This is a genomic window from Bradyrhizobium sp. CCBAU 53338 (assembly GCF_015291665.1).
Classification (GTDB): domain Bacteria; phylum Pseudomonadota; class Alphaproteobacteria; order Rhizobiales; family Xanthobacteraceae; genus Bradyrhizobium.
Window position 1 is genome coordinate 683646 of sequence record NZ_CP030049.1, and the last position, 20445, is coordinate 704090.

Consider the following 20445-nt stretch of genomic DNA (forward strand, 5'->3'; position numbering starts at 1 on the left):
TGCAGCGATATACTCGGTCCCCAGCCTCGTCCGGTCTCGCGATACCGATGGCTCGTATCGCGCTGATCCTGGTGCCGCTGGTGGCTTGGGAGGTGTGCTCGCGGTTAGGGTTGATAAACGGCTTCTTGTTTCCGGCGCCGTCCGCGATCCTCAACAAGCTTTGGGTGCAATCCGGCCCAAACGGAAACCCGCCATATGCAATTCTGTGGCACGTGGCAGACAGCATGCTGCGCTTGCTCTCGGGATTATCACTTGCGGTAATCATAGGTACCCTGCTCGGGGTTGGACTTGGCATGAGTCAGCGGGCGCGGCTGGTGTTTCAGCCAATCATTAGCATCTTGATGCCTGTGCCGACGCTAGCATGGACCCCCGTCCTGCTGTTGGTCATGGGTATCGATAACCGCACGACCATCCTAGTCGTATTTCTCGCAGCGGTTTTCGAAATGATATACATCGTCGCGAGCGGCATCGAAATGCTGAACGTCAAAATGCTTTGGGTGGCTTGGTCGATGGGCGCGAGCCGACGGCAGGTATTTTGGCGCGTCATTATTCCCGGCATTTTTCCTTGCCTGATCACCGGCACACGGCTCGGTACAGGTTACGCCTGGCGCGCTCTGATCGCCGCCGAGATGCTGGCCGCCAGCAGCTATGGCCTGGGTTTCATGATCTATGACGCCTCCGAATACATGAACATTGGCGTCATCTATGGTGGCGTGATGATGATTGCGGCGCTCGGCTATCTTCTTGAGAACGTTCTGGTTGGCAAGATCGAAGCTGCTACCATCGAGAAATGGGGAGTACTCAATGAGCGTTGAAACGGCAAAAATACTCCCGCTGCGCGACGGTGCCGGTACCAAGCCCAAGATTGTCGCCAAGAATGTCCAGAAGTATTTCGGAAACGTGCTGGCGATGGAGGACATTTCTTGCACGATCAACGAACGGGAATTCGTGGCTATCATCGGTCCAAGCGGTTGCGGCAAGTCGACGTTTCTGTACCTGATCGCTGGATTCGAGAAGGCAAGCCAGGGGGAACTGCTAATCAACAACGAACTCGTGGTGGGGCCAGGACCCGACCGTGGCGTGGTCTTTCAGGAGTTCGTGCTGTTCCCCTGGCTTACGGTGTTGCGTAATGCGACGCTGGGCCTGGACATCAAAGGTGTGCCACGGCAGGAAGCTGAGGAGCGGGCGAGGAAGTGGCTTCGTCTGACAGGCCTTTCGGGGTTCGAGAATGCCTATCCATCGTCTCTGTCGGGCGGCATGAAACAGCGCGTCGCCATCGCTCGGGCACTTAGTTACGATCCGGAGGTGCTGCTACTCGATGAGCCGTTCGGCGCACTCGACGTGCAAACAAAGAACTACATGATCCAGGATCTACAAAACCTCTGGGTCGAGGCCAATCGAACTATCGTGATGATAACTCATAGTGTATCAGAGGCCGTTCAGCTTGCCGATCGAGTGCTTATTCTGAGCTCACGGCCCTCGCGAATAATTGCGGACGTGGCGATCAAGCTACCCCACCCTCGGGACTTAAGGGACCCGCAGGTCCGGCGATACGAAGACGAGGTTACGGCTCTTCTGTCGGCGGAAGTCGACAAGGCGATGAAGCGCGAACGCCAGACGTTTGCTGGCCGCTCATAGAGCGCTGTGAATCAATAGCCCAGATTACCGCAGGCCGACACTCTAACGCTCTGATCAGCTTGCGTCGGCACGCCGGTGGCGCCGCGCCCGCTCCAAGAGTTGCCGGGCACGTTCGACGACGGGCTCGTCGACCATCCTGCCTTCCAGCGAATAGGCGCCGACGCCACGTTCGGTTTGCTGACGGGCGGTCTCGATGATCAATTGCGCCCTTGCGACATCAGCGTCGGACGGTGCAAAGGCATTGTTTAGGATCGGTACCACTGAAGGATGGACACAGGTCGCACCCGTAACTCCGTGACCGAATGCCTCCTCCGCTAGCTCGCGCATTAGTCGGACATCCTTGTAGTCCGCAACGGAGCCGAACAATCCGAACGAGTATTTTCCGGCTCCGGCAGCGGCCATGTGAACCAGCATCTTGGGTATCTTAAGTGCCTCATGAGTGGGATTAGCTCCCATCGATAGCGCTAAGTCCTCACTACCGCCCATCAGGCCTATCACCCGCTCGTGGGCGCGTGCGATGTCGTCCGCTTTGGCCAAAATCTTGACGGACTCGATGACTGCGATCGCTTGGAGTGGCTCGCGACGGTCATGATCCCGTTCGGTTCGCTCAGCAACCTCTAGAAGCAACCGCACGTGCTCGGCGCCCTCGACTTTTGTAATCAGAATGCCCTTGGCACCACCGAGCACCGAAGCCTCGATATCTCGGACGGCAGCCGACAGAGGTCGATTAATACGCACCCAAATGTCAGCTCCTGCGGCAGCGCATCGTTTTATCGACGACGCAAGCCTATTGCGTGCCCCCTCCTTCTGTGCGGGCGCGACGCTGTCTTCAAGATCCAGGATTATGGCATCGGCGCCACAAAGCGCCGACTTTGCAATGAAGCGCTCAGATGAGGCGGGGACATAAAGCAGAGATCGGTACACTGGTGTCTTCCGGTCGCCTACGGGTCATTGGGATGATGGCTTAGCCTGCACGATGACGCCAGCCTCGCGCAGTTCTTCCAACCGGGCCTGCGTGATGCCGAGGGAGCGCAGAATCGCAAACGTGTGTTGACCGAGATCCGGAGCGGGCATCCGAATCCTTCCGGGCGTAGTTTCGAGCCTCGGGACCACGTTGTGCATTAAAACCGTTCCGAGTTCGGAGTCCGGTAACCCAACGACGATTTCGCGAGCTTGAACATGGGGGTCATCCAAGAATTGATCGATGTCGTAGATTGGTGCAGCAGTTACGTCTGCCCGCTCGAATATACTCATGTTATCTTCAAGCGTCCGCGCGGCAATGAATTCCGCGATAGGCTCCTCGCAAGCATCGGCGTTTTTGATGCGATCAGAGTTCGTCAAAAATCGGGGATCCACGATCATGTCAGGGCGACCGATAGTCCGGAACAACCTCTCGGCCACAACTTGCATCGAGGCGGAGATTGCGATCCAGCGAGAGTCGCTGGTACGGAATGTGTTGCGCGGCGCTCCGGTAAGCGATCGACTGCCGGTCCGCGGGCGTACCTGCTGTGTTAGTTGATAGATTCCGGCTTCGGGACCGAGGAGGGAAAAAAGCGGATCTAACAAGGGCAAGTCGATAACCTGGCCGTTACCCCCGCTCACTTCTCGATGCCTGAGCGCAACCATGGTTGCCCCAAATCCGTAAATGCCCGCGACCATATCGGCGAGCGTGGCGGGTGGCAGCAGCGGAGGTCGATCAGGGAATCCGTTGCGGGAAGCGAAGCCTGACATGCCTTCGACCAGAGTGCCGAAGCCGGGCCTGTCCCGATAGGGACCGGTCTGCCCCCATCCCGAGATTCTCACGATGATCAGTCCTGCATTCTGTGCTCGAAGGACCTCGGGCAACAAACCCAGCTTTTCCAGACCTCCGGGTCTGAAGTTCTCGACCAGCACGTCCGCCGTCGCGAGCAGATCCGATAGGATCGTCCGACCTCTCTCGTCGCGAAGGTCTAGCGCGACACTCTTCTTGTTCCGGGCGTAGGTCTTCCAATGGATGCTGACATCGTTGACCCGCCAAGCGCGCAGAGGGTCGCCCGAGACGATGTCCTCAATCTTGATGACTTCGGCTCCGAAGTCGGCGAGCTGCAGGGTGAGCATATTCCCGGCGACCAGACGCGAAAGGTCCACGACACGGACGCCGTTAAGCGCGCCAGCAGCCTCTGGCTCGAACTGCTTAGGTACGGCCTTCATTGCGCCGACTTAACGATGCAAGGCGGAAGTAGTGCCTGTACAGTACCCGCGGAGGTCCCCATCGATCCTCAACAAGCTGACTTGTATGGGGTAGTATTAAGTGATACGACCACATCCTGCAACATCCTTTCGGTGAACCCGATGTTCACCGCAGCTGGCAACCCGAAGTTAAGCAGAGAGTGCCCTCACTTGAAGAGTTGAACCAGGCCGAGGCTCATCGCGAGCAGAAGTATCAGAGACAAGGTCACCGCAATCGTGACTTTCCCGCCGGCCTTCGAAAGCACCCGGATATCGACACCCAGCCCGAGTGCGGACATGGAGACTACGGTTAGCACGCTGGCGAGCTTCGCAACGGGGGCGGCAACGCTGCTGGGTATGATCTGCAACGAACGAAGGCCGGCCAGTACCAAGAAGCCGATGATGAACCAAGGTACCAATTTGATGAGGTTAATGCGCTTGCCGGGCGCGACTTCGCCACGCAGGCGTGGTGCGACAAGCGACAAGCCGACCACCAACGGCCCTAGCATGAGGACCCGAACGAGCTTCACCACGGTGCCAATTTGAGTGCTGACGATTCCTGCCGGAACGGTCGCGGCAAGCACCTGGGGAACGGCGTACACGGTGAGGCCGGCGAGAATCCCGTACTGAGTAGCCGAGAGCTCCAAGAGTGGAATGAGCAGTGGAAGCCCGAGCACCATCAGCACGCCAAGGACCGCGGTGAAGGAAATCGATGACGCGATATCATCGCCATCTGCCCCTATAACGGGGGCGACCGCGGCGATCGCGGAATTGCCGCAAATGGAATTTCCGGAGGCGATCAGGAGCGAAAGCTTAGTGGGTAGGCCGAGCATGCGGCTGAGGCCGAAACTCACGGCAAGCGTGACCGCAACCGTTCCGACGATCGCGGCAATCAGAAATAATCCGGAAGGCAGGATTGCCCCAAAGCTGATCGAGGCCCCGAGCAGCATCACGGCCACTTCGAGAAGTTGTTTCGCGCTGAAGGCGATTCCGACCTTCCAGCGCTCGGAAGTAGTTGAGACGCTGCGGATCATCATCCCGAGCAGGATGGCGATGACCAAGGCTTCAACATAGGGATGTTGGAAGATGTGCTCCTCGGCCTCCTGGATTCCAATCGACAGCAGCGTCAGGAGCACGCATAAGAGGATGCCGGGAAGCAATGCAACCAAACGACCGGCAGGCGCGTCTACCTTGCTCGATTTGGGAAGATCTTTGCATGGAGCCATGAGTCCCTCGCCAGCCGACAAGGCTATGCCCGAGAACCAAGGGCTCATAACAGTAGAATTTTGATCTAGGCCGATAAGCAGGCGTTATGCCAATGAATTTGCATTTCCTCCGCTTCTTTACCACCGTCGCTGAGGCTGGAAGCTTTTCGCGAGCAGCGGACATCTTGCGCGTTAGCCAGCCCGCGGTCTCGAAAGGAGTACGCGATTTCGAACTGCAAGTGGGCTGTCGCTTGCTGGATCGTACATCGAAAGGAGTACGTACGACCCGCGAGGGGCGGGCACTTCTCAGGCACGCAGAAAATCTGTTCGCTGCCGAGCGGGCCGCCGAAGAGGAACTGTCGTCGCTGCGCAACCTCGCGAGCGGATCGCTTCACATCGGGGCAAGCACCACGATCGCGACCTACATGATCGCTGAGTACATAGGCAGCTTCCGGCGCAGGTATCCGAGCATCGATGTGCATCTGGTAAGCGCCAACACGCGGGATATTGCCGGAATGATGCGCGCGCATGAAATAGAGATCGCCCTCGTGGAAGGACCGGTCGAAGACGATGATCTCGTCAGTACGGCCTGGCGGACGGACATGATGAGCCTGATAGCAGGTCCGACTCACGCCTTCGCATTATCGGAAAATCACGTGTATGCGGCGGCCCTCGAAGATGAAATCCTGATCGTTCGGGAACCAGGCTCCGGCTCACGGGAGATCGTCGCGCAGGCGCTGTTGAACCATGGCGTGCGGCCGCGCAAAACCCTCGAAATCGGCAGCACGGAAGCGATCAAGCAAGTTGTCGCATGCGGTCTTGGTGTCTCGATCGTCTCAACATCAACCATTGGCGATCAGATCAAGCTTGGCCGGCTCAAGGCGATAAAAATGAAGGATCTGCAGATATCGCGCACGCTTTGGCACGTGGAAGTACGGGGACGAACCAAAATTCCTGCCGCGATTGCCTTTGAGCGAATCATAGGTGTCGCCCCATGACATCAATATGATGGAGTCGCGGGATCGTCTCGTCATTCGGAAGGCTTTGCTGGACGTGACGGCGGATCAAAAAAGGCGAGCGGCGCGAGATAAACCCAGTTTGCGTCAGCAACATCCAGAGAGCAACTTATCCGATCCACCATAGATAGCGAGACAGTTCGCCAGATGTCTGCTGCACTGCAATCCGATCAACGTCCGAGGGGTCCGTAGTCAGGACATCCCATCGCGGTTCTTGTGCCGACGCGCAAATTATTGGTGGTTGGCCGTTGGATGCAATGGTAGCGAGGTCTCGTTTTGAGCGGCCGTAATGGGAATATGTTCTCCGAGGGGGCGCCCCGACAGGATATTTTGGGCAGGGTCCTCTGTTGCTTGGAGGCTGAGACTGTGCCCCCAGTCCGCTCTCCGGAAAATCTGGCGAGTCGGGTGGGCCTGATTAGGTCGATGATTGTGGCCATCTCATCTCGAGCGCTCGCTTTGGCTGGCTTTGCGATCGGCTGGTCGCGATCTGGTCGAACGCGCCATCGCGATCAAGTCATGCACTTGACACGAAAGCCATAGTCATAAAGGCTGCTACCCATGTTAGTTTCGCTTTGCCCGCTGGATATCAAAGACTTGCGCTTCTATCAAAATTGAGCGCCGACGGCGTCGAGCGGCAAGGAGCTACGTCGGAATGGTCAGCTAGGGCGTGACAATCAAGCTTCGAAGGCGAATTGATCAACTGAGGCAAAGCACTTCTTGTCGACGGGTGGGGGCGCTGCTTGGCTCAAATCAGGAAAAATCGGGTGAGCGGCGATAAGCAAGCTAATCTAAGTGAGTTGATGCCAGACTTGCTCGCTCTGGGTTTTAGCGAGTACGAAGCGCGTGCCTACCTCGCGCTCTATGAGCTTTCGCAGGCGACTGCCTACGAAGTAGCCAAACTTGCAGGCTTACCCAAGGCGAACGCATATTCTGTCCTCGAGAGTCTGGCAAAGAAGGAGGCGGCTCAACCGATCTCCGAAACTCCACTGCGGTATGTGGCGGTAGCGCCCAAGGTTCTGTTTGAGCGAATTGCGACAGCGACGAGCAAGCGCTGCGCAAAGTTGATCCGAACGATTCCGGCTGTTTCACAGTCCAACGACGGTGGCTACGTATGGACCATTAACGGCGAGGACGCGATCGCCGCCAAGATGGAGGCTATGATCGACGGAGCGAAATCACACATTTGGGTAAAAACAGAAGAGAAAATACTGCTGCCGCACCGCGACGCGCTTCGACGTGCTGCAGACCGCGGGGTTGCGATTCTCATCATCCTTTTCGGGACTCAAGTCGAGAAGTTTCAATTCGGTGCGAAGTCGCGAACTTATCTCCACGAGGGAAACGGCATTCCCGTGGGAATCGCACCGCATCTTGTAACCCTTACAGTGGATTTCGAAGAAGCTCTGGTGGCGGAGATTCGTGCGCAAGGCGGCTCCTACACGCGAAATAAGCCGATAGTTAATCTTGCTGACTCCCTATTGCGGCACGAGATCTACTTCGCGGAAATATTCGAAATGTTCGGGCAACCGATCCAGAAGACGTTCGGCCCCGCTATTATCGAGCTTCGAAGGAAGTATCTTCCCGCACCGCAAGTTGCGGCGCTGGAAAGCCTTCTAGGGCTTACCGCGAGTCGAGTTGAGAAAAAATCCAAGCTGAAAGAAGAAAAGATCTAACGCGTCTGTCGCGGCGATTGGCACGCTTCGCCGGCGTGTTTCGCGCGCCTGCAAGGAGCAGCAATCTTAAGGGGGAGTTGGCTTTGAACCTTCAAAAGTTGCGCGCGCTGCATAGTGTAATCGTGACCGGTTCGGTCACCGGGGCCGCAACTCGACTTCATTTGACCCAACCAGCGGTAAGCCGTTCGCTGTCTGCCCTTGAAGCGGAGCTGGGATTCAAGCTCTTCAACCGGCTTGGTGGGCGCCTGGTTCCGACTCCTCAAGGAGAAGCCTTCTCGCGGGAATGCGAGCGTATCCTGCTGGATATCGACGATCTTACCCGCATCGGCAAAGAAATCCGCGCCAATCGAGGCGGTCGCCTTCGGATCGTGGCAATGCCACAACTCGCCCGAAGTCTACTCGTGCCGGCACTGGCCCAATTTTCGAAGGAGTTTCCGAGTGTTTCGATTTCTTTGGAAGTCAGGGAAAGACGCGAAGTCGAACGTTGGGCTTCGGGACTTAGGTTCGACGTTGGGATAGTAATGCTCCCGACTCAATTTGAAATGTTGACGTCGCATTCCTTCGCCGAATTGGTTCCCGTTGCGGTGCTTCATCCCGATCATCCACTTGCGGCGAATAAGACGATTCTCCCCAGTGATCTGATCGAGGACCGTTTTATTGCGCTGGACCGGACGACGTTGTTGCGGCAGATCGTTGATGGAATGTACGTACAAGCTGGCCTTGCCGCGAACATTTGGGTTGAAGTGTCGTCGGCGTTCATCGCGTGCCAAATGGTGGGAGCCGGAATGGGTGTGTCGATATCGGATCCATTCAGCGCAGCGCTGCTAGCAGAGCGAGATGTCGTGGTTCGCCCTTGCAAGACGTCGGCAAGGCTCAACTATGCTTTCGTCTATCCGCGCCATTCGAAGAAGACGGCGCAGGCGGTCCGGTTTTCCGAAATCGTGAGGAGCACTCTGGAGAATTTGATGGGGCGGTTCGAATTCGTGCAAGGGCAAACAATTCGATAAATTGCACTTCTTCCGTGCAGTGCTGTAGACGCGCGGGTCGCGGCGGTACGCACAGCCAACTTGACCACGTTTTCCTGAGGAATCGGGAGGATCCGGCAAGTCGCGCGTCCTCGATATTACAGCAAGTAATGCATCCATTACGCTAATTGAATTGCTGCGGTTCCGAATAACCCTTCAGATATGTAGGATGCGAGTCTGGCTCAATCCAAACTGAGCAGAAGCCAAAAGAGATGCCGGTGTGTCAATGGCGACGCATTCGAGACAGATGAGGAAACACATGCTACGAACTTTGCATATTTTTCTAGCACTCGCTTTCCTGACTTTCTCGTCATCGAGTTTTGCCGGTGCCAGGCTGGACGACGCAAAGAAGAGCGGCCTTACCCTCGGCTTCAGCAACGAGCCGCCCTTCGCGTTCAAGCAGGCCGATGGATCATTGGCCGGGTCAGACTACGATCTCGCAAAGCTCGCATTCAACCGCCTTGGAGTAGAGCGGATCGAAGGAACGGTGGTTGCGTTCGGATCGCTCATCCCGGGACTTCAAGCCAAACGTTTCGATTTTATCGCGACCGGACTCTATATCCTTCCCGCGCGCTGCCTTCAGGTTCTCTTCACCGAGCCCAACTTCACCGTTCAGGAAGGTCTTCTCGTTCGCAAAGGCAATCCCAAGCAAATCCATAGTCTTGACGACATCGTCAAACACGAGGACATCAAGGTTGGTGGCAACATAAGTGGCCAGCCGACACAGAATGCAGTCAAGGCCGGCGTGAAGGATAGCCAAATCACGCGTTTTCCGGACATCCCCTCCAATGTCGCGAGCCTGAAAGCGGGCAGGATCGACGGGGCATTGCTTATATCGGTAACTGCACGCTGGAACGCAAAGAACGATCCGACCCTGGAAGTCGCCGAACCATACACGGGCCTGCTCATAGATGGCAAGCCGAAGCAAGACTACGGCGCATTTGCCTTCCGTAAGGAGGATTCGGAGCTTCGGGACGCATTTAATGCCGAGATGCTCAAGATCGTGCATTCTTCGGAATATGTTGAGATCCTGAAAAAGTACGGCATGACGCAGAACGAAGTGCCGGCGGCCGACGTCAAGCTCGATACTCTTTGTAAGCAGTAGGACTCGTGCCCGAAGCGGACGGTGACAGATGTCGGCGCTCTACGAGGGTAGATGGCTGCTCCTTTCTGGTGCGGTAACGACGATGGCCCTTTACGCGCTCTCGACAGTATTGATGTTCGCTTGCGCGCTCGTTTTCGGTATCGCCAGGACATCCAAGAGCTGGTGGATCCGAACCATCAGTTTGCTCTATGTCGAGATCTTCAGGGGCATATCTCTGGTGGTCGTCCTGTTCTGGCTCTACTTTGTTTTGCCGTTCTTCGGGGTTGCGATTTCCGCCTTTTGGGCGGCCACACTCGCCATAGGCATGTGCTTCGGGGCTTATGGAGCTGAGGTCGTCAGGACGGCGATCGGCGCTATCCCGCGGGGCCAGTATGACGCCGCCTTGGCGATCAATATGGTGCCATCAATGATGATGCGCCGGATCATTCTTCCTCAAGCAATGCTGTCGATGATACCACCTCTCGGTAACCTCAGCATCCTGGTATTGAAAGCCACCTCGGTTGCCGCCTTGGCGACCGTTCCGGAACTGACTTTTGAAGCCTACTCTCTCAATATCAGAACCTTTCAGACCGTGCCGATCTATCTCGTTGTCATGATCTTCTATGTGGCTGCGGCGCAATTGATAGGAGCGGCAATCGCGTACGCAGAGCGACGTCTCGGGTTATGGCAGGGTAAGCCAACGCACGGCGCAACCAGGGGCTGGTCGGCATGAAGGTCGATTTCCAATATGCCTGGGAGTTGCTTCCGCAACTCGTGGTCGCGGCGCAAACCACATTGCTCGCCGCCGTCCTCGGTTTTATCGCCTCCCTGCTTGGCGGCCTCCTTCTCTTTGCGCTGTACAGCGCTAAGCACCGTCTGACCAAAATCTTAGTTCGCGGCTACGTCGAATTCGCAAGAGGGGTGCCGCTCCTGGTCCTGATCTATTTTCTGTACTTCGTGGGGCCTTCGGCAGGCGTCGTGATCAGCCCGCTGGTGACCGGCGTCATTGCTCTCGGCTTGCACTACAGTGCGTATATGGCCGAGGTCTACCGTGCCGCAATGATCGGTGTTCCGGCCGGGCAATGGGAGGCATCAACATCCATAAATCTCTCAACGTTCGACACATATCGGCGGATCATTGTTCCACAGATGATCCCATTCATCATTCCAAATGCCGGAAGTTACTTCGTCTACATGCTGAAGGACACGCCGCTGCTCGCATCCATATCCGTTTGGGAACTCATGGCCGTTGCTCAGGCGGAAGGAGCCAGGCGGTTTCAGTACTTTGAACCCATAACGATGGTTGGGATAATGTTTCTCGTCCTCAGCATTGCCGGCGCGTTTCTCATCAACAGGCTCGAGCGACTGTCCCAGAAGGGATGGCGGTAATGTCGGCCGGACCGTTCTCAGTACAGCTAAGGAACGTTACAAAACGTTTTGGGGCGTCCACGGTCCTAAATGACCTAAATCTCGAAGTCGGACAGGGTGAAAAGCTTGTGGTCATCGGTCCGAGTGGATCGGGAAAATCAACTCTCCTCAGGGTTCTCATGACATTGGAGGGAATCGACAGAGGCAGTGTCTCTATCTGCGGCCGTGAGTTGTGGTCGTGCGATTCGACCGGCGCAGCACGCCAAGCATCGGCCCGGCAAACACGTACGATTCGGAGCGATGTCGGCATGGTCTTTCAGAGCTTTAATCTTTTTCCTCACCTTACGGCGCTTGAAAACGTGACCGAGGGACCGATTCGCGTCCTCAAGATGCCGAAGGAGAAAGCCGTGAGCCTCGGAAAGGAGCTGCTTCGAAGGGTGGGACTGGAAGATCGGTGCGACTACTACCCTGCGAGGATGTCAGGCGGTCAGCAACAAAGGGTTGCGATCGCGAGAGCAATGGCGATGAGACCGAAAATACTCCTATTCGACGAGGTGACCTCGGCGCTCGATCCTGAACTCGTTGGCGAGGTGCTAGCGGTCATTCGGGAGCTGACTCACCAAAAGGAACTGACGGTTATCATGGTAACGCATCAGATGTCCTTCGCGCGAGAGATCGCCGACAGGGTTTGCTTCTTCGATCACGGCCGAATTGTCGAGGAAGGAGAGCCGTACCAGTTCTTTTCTCAACCGAAAAGCGCGAGAACCCAGGCGTTTCTAAAGTCGGTCCTGGACGCCTGACGATCTTAGTCTCAGCAGTCGAATTCCTCTTAGGAGACACTCAAATGACTTCCAGATCCATTTCGATGCCCGAGCCGGAGAATGCTCAGACTCGCCGGTCGGCGCGCAAAGAAACGGTCTACGCCGTCGGACAAATTCCGGCGCTCGATATGGAATTCTACCAGAACGTTGGGTCCGGTGCTGAGAAAGTGTCGGAGTTGACGATCCCTGCTCGGGATGGCGGCGCGTTCGAAGTGCCTGCCGGGCACCTCTTTCGGATCGTGAGCGTGGAGGGATCGCAGGTTGGTGATTTTAATCTTTGGAATAGCGACAATCTTTCTGAACACTTCTACAGCGGTAAGACGCGGGCGATTCATGCGACGCACATTTCTACTGGTGATCGCCTGTGGAGCAGCATGCCATACCTGAGGCCGATGGCGACTATCACTTACGACAGTCTGGGATGGTATGGGTGGGATTCCGATGGTTGTGGAATTCACGATGTGATCGGAACACGCTGCGACCCTTACACGAGAAGAATGATAACCGGTGAAGATTACGATCACTGTTGCCATTCCAATCTCGTTCGAGCCCTATCTGCCTTCAGAAAGATTTCGGCGAAGGAAGCCGAGGGCTACGTGCACGACGTCATGAACGTCTTTATGTGCACAGGCTTCGATGTCGAAAGTCACGAGTATATCAAAAAGGCAAGCCCGGTTCGTCCAGGCGACTTCATCGAATTCTTCGCGGAGATCAATCTCCTTGGTGCGCTATCCGCCTGTCCCGGCGGCGACTGTGGGCCGCGGGTCCCAGGGCAGACCCCCAAGTGCTATCCCCTGAAGGTGGAAATCCTTCGTCCCGCGAAGGGCGCGCTGAATGGTTGGAAGTCGCCTGAACCCTCGCCCTACAAAGGCAAGCACGGGATGAGCTGATTTGCGGAGCGCATTGTAAGAGCCGATTAACATCAAGGCGCTCGGAAATACCGTCGGCAGCTAGGCGCCGACCGGAATGGCGTCAGCCGTGCCAAGTTGACGCCGCGTTTGGGTTTGAAGTGCAACCGCGACAGCGAATTTCGAGATTATTCTCGTCATGCATGGTTGCAGGCGCTTTAGTAATTGGCGTCGTGGCGAGGCGTGATTGATAATTTGGCCCCATAAGCGATCGGTCAATCCTGTCCGCTGTGGCCAGGCCGACAGCAATTGCTCATCGGTGGTAGGATCCGGAATGTCCAGTGACGTGTCGAGCTTTCCCGCACAATTGATGCAGGGCTACGCCGCTTTCATGTTGGACCGCTTTCCTCAGGAACGACAAAGGTTCGATTCATTGGCCGCGCGCGGGGCAGTCACCGGAAGCCCTGGTGATCGGATGTTGCGACAGCCGCGTTTCACCCGAATTGATATTCAATGCGAGACCCGAGGAAATCTTCGTCATCAGAAACGTTGCAGCGCGTACCGCCCTTCGGTGTCGAGGGAGAATTCCACGCCGCCGGGGCTGCTCTGGTTGTGCTCGGTCACGCCCGGTGTGGGGCGTCCCCGCTTATGCCAAAGGCAAGGTATCGGCCTCACCAGAAAGCTTCACGACTCCATGGATGCAACGTCTGGTCCCGGTGGCGCACAGAGCTGGCCGTGTTGCGGCGGCCTGGACGACGATCACACCGACTTGGAGCTGGCTGCGATCGATCAGTCCTTGCTCAATCTAATGAGTTTTCCGTGGTGTGCGATCGCGTAGGTCGCAAGCAGCTCACGTTGCATGGATCGTATTTCGAGATTGCGAACGGTGTTCTGCACATACGAGATCGAGAGACCGGCAAATCTGATCCAGCGTGTGCGGACCGTTTTACGGACGCGATTACCTGTGCATCCGGACGATATCGATGAGGGGGCCGCTCCTGCGCCGATAGGTTTGAAATCGAAATCGGCTCGCGAATGGCCTGCTGCACATCCGGCAGATGACAACGACGAGAGGAACTACCAATGACAGTCTTCGACGCCGCGTCTGCGTCCAACCGCTCCGAGTTTGCCGCACGCGTGAATCGAATTCAACCGTCGCAGAGTGGTGCTGCGGCCCAGCGAGTGCGGGAATTGCAGGCTCAGGGGCGAACAATTCTCAATCTGACCCAGGGTGAACCCGACTTCGACACACCCGATAATGTCGTGCAGGCTGCGCTCGCCGCCATGAAGAGGGGCGAGACGAAGTATACCAACACGGATGGTACGGCAGTCCTGAAAGAGACAATTGCGAAGAAATTCGCGCGTGAGAACGGCCTCTCCTACAAGGTCAGTCAAATTTCGGTCGCCAACGGCGCCAAACAAATCTTATTCAATGCGTTGGCGGCGACGTTGGATCACGGAGACGAGGTCATCATCCCGGCTCCGTACTGGGTGTCGTACCCGGAAATGGTGTCGTTCTTCGGTGGGGTACCCAAAATCGTCGCTTGCCCGGCGGCGAGGAACTTCAAGCTCGATCCGATCGATTTGGAACGTGCGATCACGTCGAGGACTCGGTGGCTCCTCTTGAACTCGCCTTCTAATCCCACGGGGGCCGTATACACGCGCAGGGAGCTGGAGCCAATCATCGATGTATTGCGAAGAAATCCGCACGTCTGGCTCCTTAGCGACGACATATACGAGCATCTTGTCTATGACGGGCTCGAATATTGTACGCCGGCGGCGATCGATCAGTCCGTCGCGGAGCGAACCCTGGTCGTCAATGGCGTCTCGAAGGCCTATTGTATGACGGGTTGGCGCATCGGTTATGCCGCGGGTCCGGCGAAGTTGATATCCCAAATGGCGAAATTGCAATCTCAGGCCACGGCCAATCCATCGTCCATCAGCCAAGCTGCGGCCGTCGAGGCTTTGAACGGGCCGCAAGAGGGGCTTCGAGAGCGAGCAGAGAAATATCAACGACGGCGCAATCTGGTTCTGGAAGGACTCGCGTCCGTGCCCGGGTTGGCTTGCGACAAGCCGTCCGGCGCCTTTTACGTCTTCCCCTCCTGCCGCGACCTGATCGGAAAGCGGACCCCGGACGGAACCGTCCTTGCCGATGACAAGGACTTTTGCAAGTATCTCCTCGATGCCGAAGGGGTGGCGGTGGTGCACGGAGCGGCCTATGGCTTATCGCCCCACTTCAGAATCTCATATGCTACTGCGGACGAAACCTTAAAGGAGGCCTGTGTCCGCATAGCCCGGGCATGCAGTCGACTGAGTTGATGCAGCTCGCTGCCCTGACAATACGTGTGGAGCGATGTCGGACCACATTCGAGCAGCTCATATCGTTTTGCGGTTCATCGGGTCCGTGATGCGAAATGGAGATCTGCGACATGATGTCATCATTGCTCCAGGGCCGCATGAGCTCTCTAACCAGCGTTCTGTATCGCGGCCAAACGGGCGAACCGCCAAGATCAACTCATCGAGCTGGCCGCTGAGCTGGTCTTGCAAAACCGCCTCCACGAAAGTCGAGGTATTTGGTAGCTTGAAATAATACTACCAAATGGCTAGCCTCAAAGCGATCGACAAGGGAGGAAGTAATGGCCGCCATTCGACGGATAGGTATCCTCGCGCCGCCGATAAATGTGGCTATGGAAACCGAGCTACCGTCCTACGTTCCTCCCAATGTCAAGCTCAATCACAACAGGCTCACCAAACCCGGCACCGCTATAGCGAAGGAAGCGCAGCTCGCTATGGCCAACTCGTTGGATCGAGCGGCCTCGGATCTCGCACAGGCGAATCCGGAGGTGATAGTTTACGGATGTACGAGTGCCAGCTTCCTAGAGGGGCTAGGCAACGAAGCCAAGCTAGCCGACCGCATCACGATGTTGACCGGAATTCCCGCTGTCACCACTTCAACAGCCGTCATCGAAGCCTTGAAGGCCGTTCGGGCGACCAGAGTATTCATGCTCACTCCCTATCCGGATCTAATCAACAAGGAAGAGGCCCTCTTTCTGCAGCACTATGGCTTCGGCGTGGAGGCCGTCGATTCCTTCTTTTGCGCAGATGGACGACAGATCCTGACCATCTCGTCGGCGGACGTTGCCTCCAAGGTGCTCTCAAGCCGTGAGGTCATTTCAAGGTGTGACGCCGTGTTTGTCAGTTGCACCAATTTGCTGGTGATGGATCAAATCGACCGATTGGAAAGGGAATTGAACCTGCCGGTTGTCACCTCGAACCAAGCCTCTCTTTGGGCGGCACTCCGAAGGATGAAGATCGATGTCACCTCAACGGGGGTAGGCCGCCTGTTCAAGGAGCGGCGGCCACAAGAAGCACCGGTATTCGAGTTGAGCAATGCCTAACCGCGCCGTCAGGATCGTCGAACCGCCAGCATGCTCGATCGATTCCGACGCGGATAGAGTGGCCGCGCTCGAAATCATCGAAGTGTCGAAACGATTTGGAGATAACTCGATCGTCGACAACTTGTCATTGACGGTCAAGCAGGGCGAATTTTTGACATTTTTGGGACCGTCAGGCTGCGGTAAATCAACGACCTTGCGCATGATCGCGGGGTTCGAGCAGCCGGACGCGGGATCAATCAAGATCGGCGGCCATGTGATGACGGGCGTTGCGCCTTATCGGCGTCCCGTCGGCTTGGTCTTCCAAGGTTTGGCGCTATTTCCGCACCTTACTGTCGAGGAGAACATCGCCTTCGGGCTGGCGGTGAAAAAGGTCAAACGCGACGAAATCGTAGCAAGAGTACGCGAGGCGCTCGCGTTGGTGGATCTGAGCGAGCTCGGACGACGTCGGATACAACAGATATCGGGCGGTCAACGTCAACGCGTGGCCCTGGCGCGCGCGCTGGTCACTGGCCCGTCCGTTCTCCTGCTGGATGAGCCCTTCGGTGCACTGGACTTCAAGCTGCGCCGCCAGATGCAGATCGAATTGAAGCGTATCCAGCACCAAGTCGGCACAACATTCGTATTCGTGACTCATGATCAGGAAGAGGCGATGATCCTGTCGGATCGGATAGCCGTTTTCAATCATGGAAAGCTCGAACAATTGGGCAGCGCGCGTGAGGTCTACGAGAACCCGAAGAATGCATTCGTCGGAGGCTTCCTCGGGGATATCAACATCTTCGTCGGCCACGTGCAGTCTCTCGAGAAAAACGGTGCGAGTCTGCACCTGAGCGAGGTCTCGGCCGACGCTCTGATAGTGGCAACTCCAGAGATGAAAATCGGCGCAGAAGTCGCGATATCGATTCGTCCCGAGAACGTACGTGTGGGACGCGAAGTGTGGGGTAACAGTTGTCTTATGGTCGGCCAGATCGTGGCGAACATCTATATGGGCGCGACCGTCCGTCAAAGCGTTGTGGTCGACGACAAGGTCGTGGTGGTGGATACGACGGCCCGGCATGTGCAGCAGCAAGGCCTGCTTCCGGGAACTCAGGTCAAGTTGGCATGGGATTTGGAGGACGCCATCGTTTTCGCGAACAAGGAGGTGCGGAAGTGAAGCACGCTGCCGGTCTATTGATGGCCCTGAGCTTGTTCAGCCTTTCGACGACGGTTGCGTGCGCCGCCGACGGAGAAGTTGTCATGGGCACCTGGGGAGGAGGCAACAGCGAGATGTGGCGAGAGAAAGTCGGCAAGCCGTTCTCCGCGTCGTCCGGTATCGTGGTCAAGATCCGCGACTGGTCGGATCCGGAGCCGACGTTAAGAGCCCAAGCGAGAAAACCTCAGTTCAACGTCGCACTGGGCACCTGCTACAACGCCGCAAATCTCCAAAAGGATGGATTGCTGGAAAGCTTTAAGAAGGAAGACTTCCCCGAACTGGCTAATTTCGAGAAGTCGTCCTATCTGATAGACCAGAACGGCGAAGTTTACGCTTTCGGCATCTACTTTCAGTATTACGGGGCCGCATTCAACAGCGATCAGGCAAAAGCGTCAGACTTCGAGTCCTGGCGGGCATTGGCCGACCCGAAATTCAAGGATAAAGTCGCTATCGCCCGGCCGATCTATGCTGCTCCCAATGATTTGGTTCTCTTTGCGAAAGTCGGAGGGGGCGACGAAAACAACATTCAGCCCGGCATTCCTCTGCTTACGTCGATCGCGCGTAATGCTCTGACTGTCACGAACTCCACTGCTCAGATGAATGCCCTGCTGTCGCGCGGAGAGGTCACGGCGGGAGCCTACTATTCGAGCCGCGTCTGGACCATGCGGGCTTCCGGTGTAAAGAACGTCGATATCACAATACCCTCCGAAGGAGGATTGCTGCTGTCATATTTCTTGATCGTGCCGAAAGGCGCGAAGAATCTGGACGCCGTGAAAGCCTGGATAAACTATGCTTTAAGGCCAGCACCAGAATTGGCCATGCTTGATGCGTCTGGCTTCCTACCGCTCAATCAAACTGCCGCGCTTAGCCAGGAACAGCTCAAGGAGGTTGGTTCGCCGCAATCGTTGCGTTCGAAACTTTACCAGCCAGACTGTTCGGTGCTTGCCGCGAACCAGGAGAAGCGGGTCAATTTGGTCGAACAAATCTACTCTCAGGTCAAGTAAGCAATAAATTGGAAAGCGGCGGGTCAATGACGGATGTCGGAACTGAGAGGACGACCCGGCGGCACAGCGGCAGCGGAATGTTGTTCAAGGCGCGGCCGGTAAAAGTCGACTCCCAATTTCTTCTTCTCGTTCCAACTAGCGTACCGTTGATGCTTCTGGCGATCGGTGTCATCTCACTCGTGGTCGGCTCGTTCACGTCGAACAACGAATTGAGCTTCGCGCAATACCAGGCAGTCTTGGCGCGTAAAGATTACATTGAGACTCTTTATCGAACGATTTGGTTGGCCGGTCTCACGACCTCGATTTCGCTCCTGATAAGCTATCCCACTGCCTACTGGATCGCGCGATATCCGGGAAGGCGCGACATCTTTCTCATCATTCTGATGATGCCCTGGTTGGTAAGCGTCGTCGTGCGAACGTACGGCTGGATAGTGATCCTGGGCAAGAAAGGGGTCATTAGCCAGGCGTTGATGTCATCAGGCCTGATCGCGGGTCCATTAGAAATCCTGTTCAGTCCGACCGCCATCGTGATCGGGCTGGTTCATGTATTCTCACCCTTCATGATCCTTGCGATAGTGACAGTTCTGATCCGGCTGGACAAATCACTGGAGGAGGCGGCAGCCAGTCTCGGCGCGGGACCGTTTGAAACGTTCCGCAGGGTACTGTTGCCGTTGAGCTTTCCTGGGATCGTGACGGGCAGCATCATCGTGTTTCTGATGTCAATGGGATCGGTGGTCACTCCTCTGTTGCTCGGCAGCATGCGTGACAAGATGCTTGGTGCGCAAATTTATCAAGATGTCTTTCAACTCTTCAATTTTCCGAAGGCCGCGGCGCTAGCGATGATTCTTTGCGTCGCTGCCCTGGCGGTCGTGCTGCCTCTGCAGCTACTCGAGGCTCGTGCGAAGAAAAGTGCGGCCTCTTAGGGAGGTAGGATGAAAGTCGCTTGCCGCATAGTCGCCGTCCTAGTGCTCGCCTTTTTGCTCGCACCGATTGTGGTCGTGGTGCTGTCCTCATTCTTCGAGTCGGGATTCATCGAAGTTCCGCTCAGCCAGCCTTCACTGAAGTGGTACAGTCAATTCTTCAGTAGCGACGAGTGGATTTTAACGGCGGCCGACAGCGTCGTCATTGCTTTTGTTGTCGCGGTGGCGAGCACTGCCCTAGCGCTGACAACCGCATTGGTGACCGCGCGCCGCCATTTTTGGGGCCGCGCATCATTCGAGTTCATGATTTTGGTGCCGCTGGTATTGCCGCACGCCGCAATGGGTGTCGTGATGCTGACCGTGATCGGATCGCTCGGCTGGAATGGAACGTATAGCGGCATTGTGCTGGCCCATACAATCCTAGCGTTACCCTTCGCTTATCGACCGATCCTGAACAACATGCGGAGCCTTGAGAAGGATGTCGAGGAGGCGGCGATGAATCTGGGCGCGACGCCCGTCGTGATGTTCTTCAAGGTTATTCTTCCACTGATGCGGCCGGGCATTGTCACGGCACTCATCTTCAGTTTTATCATTTCGTTCGACGAGTCGACCGTGACGCTCTTCCTAATCGGACCCGACGCCACAACTCTGCCAGTCAAGATTTTTGCCGCGATACAGGAGGACGCAAGTCCGATTATATCGGCAATTTCGACGATGTTGATCGGAGCAACCGTCTTTGTACTGATCGCTGTGCAGAGGTTGGTTGGCTTGGAGGCGTTTGCTGAGGCCGAGGGAGGGCCAGGCCGGCGATAGCAACGGCTGCTGTGTAGAAGGCGTCCGGTCTCTTCCGACAGGAGGTGCTTGACGGCGGAAAAAAGAAGCTGCCGTCAGCCGGGGCTATATGCATCATATGCATGAAAGTAGGTACTTTTGTTATTGGCGTTGTTTTGGCGAACTGTTTTTAGTGTTGCCCAGCATATGGCTGGCACGCAGCTCCATCGAGGATCGATGGCTGAATGGCTTCGACGTTTGCGACGCAAGAAGATGAGTC

The 20445-nt window shown here is 56.4% G+C and carries 20 protein-coding genes; 17 read left to right on the top strand and 3 right to left on the bottom strand.

Annotation, left to right across the window (positions count from 1 at the left end; all coding sequences use genetic code 11):
• Window positions 1-47: 47 nt before the first annotated feature.
• Both XH90_RS37360 and XH90_RS37365 read left to right on the top strand, forming a co-directional pair.
• A complete protein-coding gene (locus XH90_RS37360; RefSeq protein ID WP_128929689.1) occupies window positions 48-815 on the top strand; it encodes an ABC transporter permease in 768 nt (255 codons plus the stop codon).
• Window positions 805-1638, top strand: a complete 834-nt coding sequence (locus XH90_RS37365; protein ID WP_128929688.1) for an ABC transporter ATP-binding protein — start codon at window positions 805-807, stop codon at window positions 1636-1638. The genes XH90_RS37360 and XH90_RS37365 overlap by 11 nt, the downstream gene beginning before the upstream one ends.
• A 54-nt stretch (window positions 1639-1692) precedes the next feature.
• On the opposite strand, the gene XH90_RS37370 is transcribed toward XH90_RS37365, so the two are convergent.
• The 3 genes from XH90_RS37370 to XH90_RS37380 form a co-directional block, all read right to left on the bottom strand.
• Complete coding sequence (locus XH90_RS37370; RefSeq protein WP_128929687.1) at window positions 1693-2562, bottom strand: CoA ester lyase; 870 nt, start codon at window positions 2560-2562, stop codon at window positions 1693-1695.
• A 24-nt stretch (window positions 2563-2586) separates the two neighbouring features.
• On the bottom strand, window positions 2587-3828 hold the full coding sequence (locus XH90_RS37375) for a CaiB/BaiF CoA-transferase family protein (RefSeq protein ID WP_128929686.1): 1242 nt from the start codon (window positions 3826-3828) through the stop codon (window positions 2587-2589).
• Window positions 3829-4013: 185 nt separating this feature from the next.
• Window positions 4014-5072 (bottom strand): YeiH family protein, encoded by a 1059-nt coding sequence (locus XH90_RS37380; RefSeq protein WP_128929685.1) that lies wholly within the window; start codon window positions 5070-5072, stop codon window positions 4014-4016.
• Between the two features lie 92 nt (window positions 5073-5164).
• On the opposite strand from XH90_RS37380, the gene XH90_RS37385 reads away from it, so the two are divergent.
• The 15 genes from XH90_RS37385 (at window position 5165) to XH90_RS37455 (ending at window position 20207) form a co-directional block, all read left to right on the top strand.
• Window positions 5165-6049, top strand: a complete 885-nt coding sequence (locus XH90_RS37385; protein ID WP_232995588.1) for a LysR family transcriptional regulator — start codon at window positions 5165-5167, stop codon at window positions 6047-6049.
• Between the two features lie 782 nt (window positions 6050-6831).
• Window positions 6832-7737: a TrmB family transcriptional regulator gene (locus XH90_RS37390; protein WP_206733164.1), complete on the top strand. Its 906-nt coding sequence runs from the start codon at window positions 6832-6834 to the stop codon at window positions 7735-7737.
• 83 nt (window positions 7738-7820) lie between these two features.
• Complete coding sequence (locus XH90_RS37395; RefSeq protein ID WP_128929683.1) at window positions 7821-8744, top strand: LysR family transcriptional regulator; 924 nt, start codon at window positions 7821-7823, stop codon at window positions 8742-8744.
• A 277-nt stretch (window positions 8745-9021) separates the two neighbouring features.
• Window positions 9022-9867, top strand: coding sequence for an ectoine/hydroxyectoine ABC transporter substrate-binding protein EhuB (ehuB, locus tag XH90_RS37400; protein ID WP_164933832.1), 846 nt, complete (start codon window positions 9022-9024; stop codon window positions 9865-9867).
• A 28-nt stretch (window positions 9868-9895) separates the two neighbouring features.
• Window positions 9896-10579, top strand: a complete 684-nt coding sequence (locus XH90_RS37405) for an amino acid ABC transporter permease (RefSeq protein ID WP_128929681.1) — start codon at window positions 9896-9898, stop codon at window positions 10577-10579.
• The gene (gene ehuD / locus XH90_RS37410; RefSeq protein WP_128955088.1) at window positions 10576-11235 is read left to right on the top strand and encodes an ectoine/hydroxyectoine ABC transporter permease subunit EhuD; all 660 of its coding nucleotides are present in this window, start codon (window positions 10576-10578) and stop codon (window positions 11233-11235) included. The genes XH90_RS37405 and ehuD overlap by 4 nt, the downstream gene beginning before the upstream one ends.
• Window positions 11235-12014: an ectoine/hydroxyectoine ABC transporter ATP-binding protein EhuA gene (gene ehuA, locus XH90_RS37415; protein WP_188637407.1), complete on the top strand. Its 780-nt coding sequence runs from the start codon at window positions 11235-11237 to the stop codon at window positions 12012-12014. The genes ehuD and ehuA overlap by 1 nt, the downstream gene beginning before the upstream one ends.
• 44 nt (window positions 12015-12058) lie before the next feature.
• The gene (locus XH90_RS37420; RefSeq protein WP_128929678.1) at window positions 12059-12925 is read left to right on the top strand and encodes a DUF1989 domain-containing protein; all 867 of its coding nucleotides are present in this window, start codon (window positions 12059-12061) and stop codon (window positions 12923-12925) included.
• Window positions 12926-13350: 425 nt separating this feature from the next.
• Complete coding sequence (locus XH90_RS39725; protein ID WP_283810013.1) at window positions 13351-13692, top strand: carbonic anhydrase; 342 nt, start codon at window positions 13351-13353, stop codon at window positions 13690-13692.
• Window positions 13693-13966: 274 nt separating this feature from the next.
• Entirely contained in the window at window positions 13967-15202 is a 1236-nt protein-coding gene (locus tag XH90_RS37430; RefSeq protein WP_128929677.1) for a pyridoxal phosphate-dependent aminotransferase, read from the top strand.
• A 317-nt stretch (window positions 15203-15519) separates the two neighbouring features.
• Window positions 15520-16281: an aspartate/glutamate racemase family protein gene (locus XH90_RS37435; protein ID WP_128929676.1), complete on the top strand. Its 762-nt coding sequence runs from the start codon at window positions 15520-15522 to the stop codon at window positions 16279-16281.
• Window positions 16274-17431 (top strand): ABC transporter ATP-binding protein, encoded by a 1158-nt coding sequence (locus XH90_RS37440; RefSeq protein WP_128929675.1) that lies wholly within the window; start codon window positions 16274-16276, stop codon window positions 17429-17431. The genes XH90_RS37435 and XH90_RS37440 overlap by 8 nt, the downstream gene beginning before the upstream one ends.
• The gene (locus XH90_RS37445; RefSeq protein ID WP_164933833.1) at window positions 17428-18474 is read left to right on the top strand and encodes an extracellular solute-binding protein; all 1047 of its coding nucleotides are present in this window, start codon (window positions 17428-17430) and stop codon (window positions 18472-18474) included. The genes XH90_RS37440 and XH90_RS37445 overlap by 4 nt, the downstream gene beginning before the upstream one ends.
• A 26-nt stretch (window positions 18475-18500) precedes the next feature.
• A complete protein-coding gene (locus XH90_RS37450; RefSeq protein WP_206733165.1) occupies window positions 18501-19397 on the top strand; it encodes an ABC transporter permease in 897 nt (298 codons plus the stop codon).
• A 9-nt stretch (window positions 19398-19406) separates the two neighbouring features.
• Window positions 19407-20207, top strand: a complete 801-nt coding sequence (locus XH90_RS37455) for an ABC transporter permease (protein WP_128929673.1) — start codon at window positions 19407-19409, stop codon at window positions 20205-20207.
• Window positions 20208-20445 lie beyond the last annotated feature (238 nt).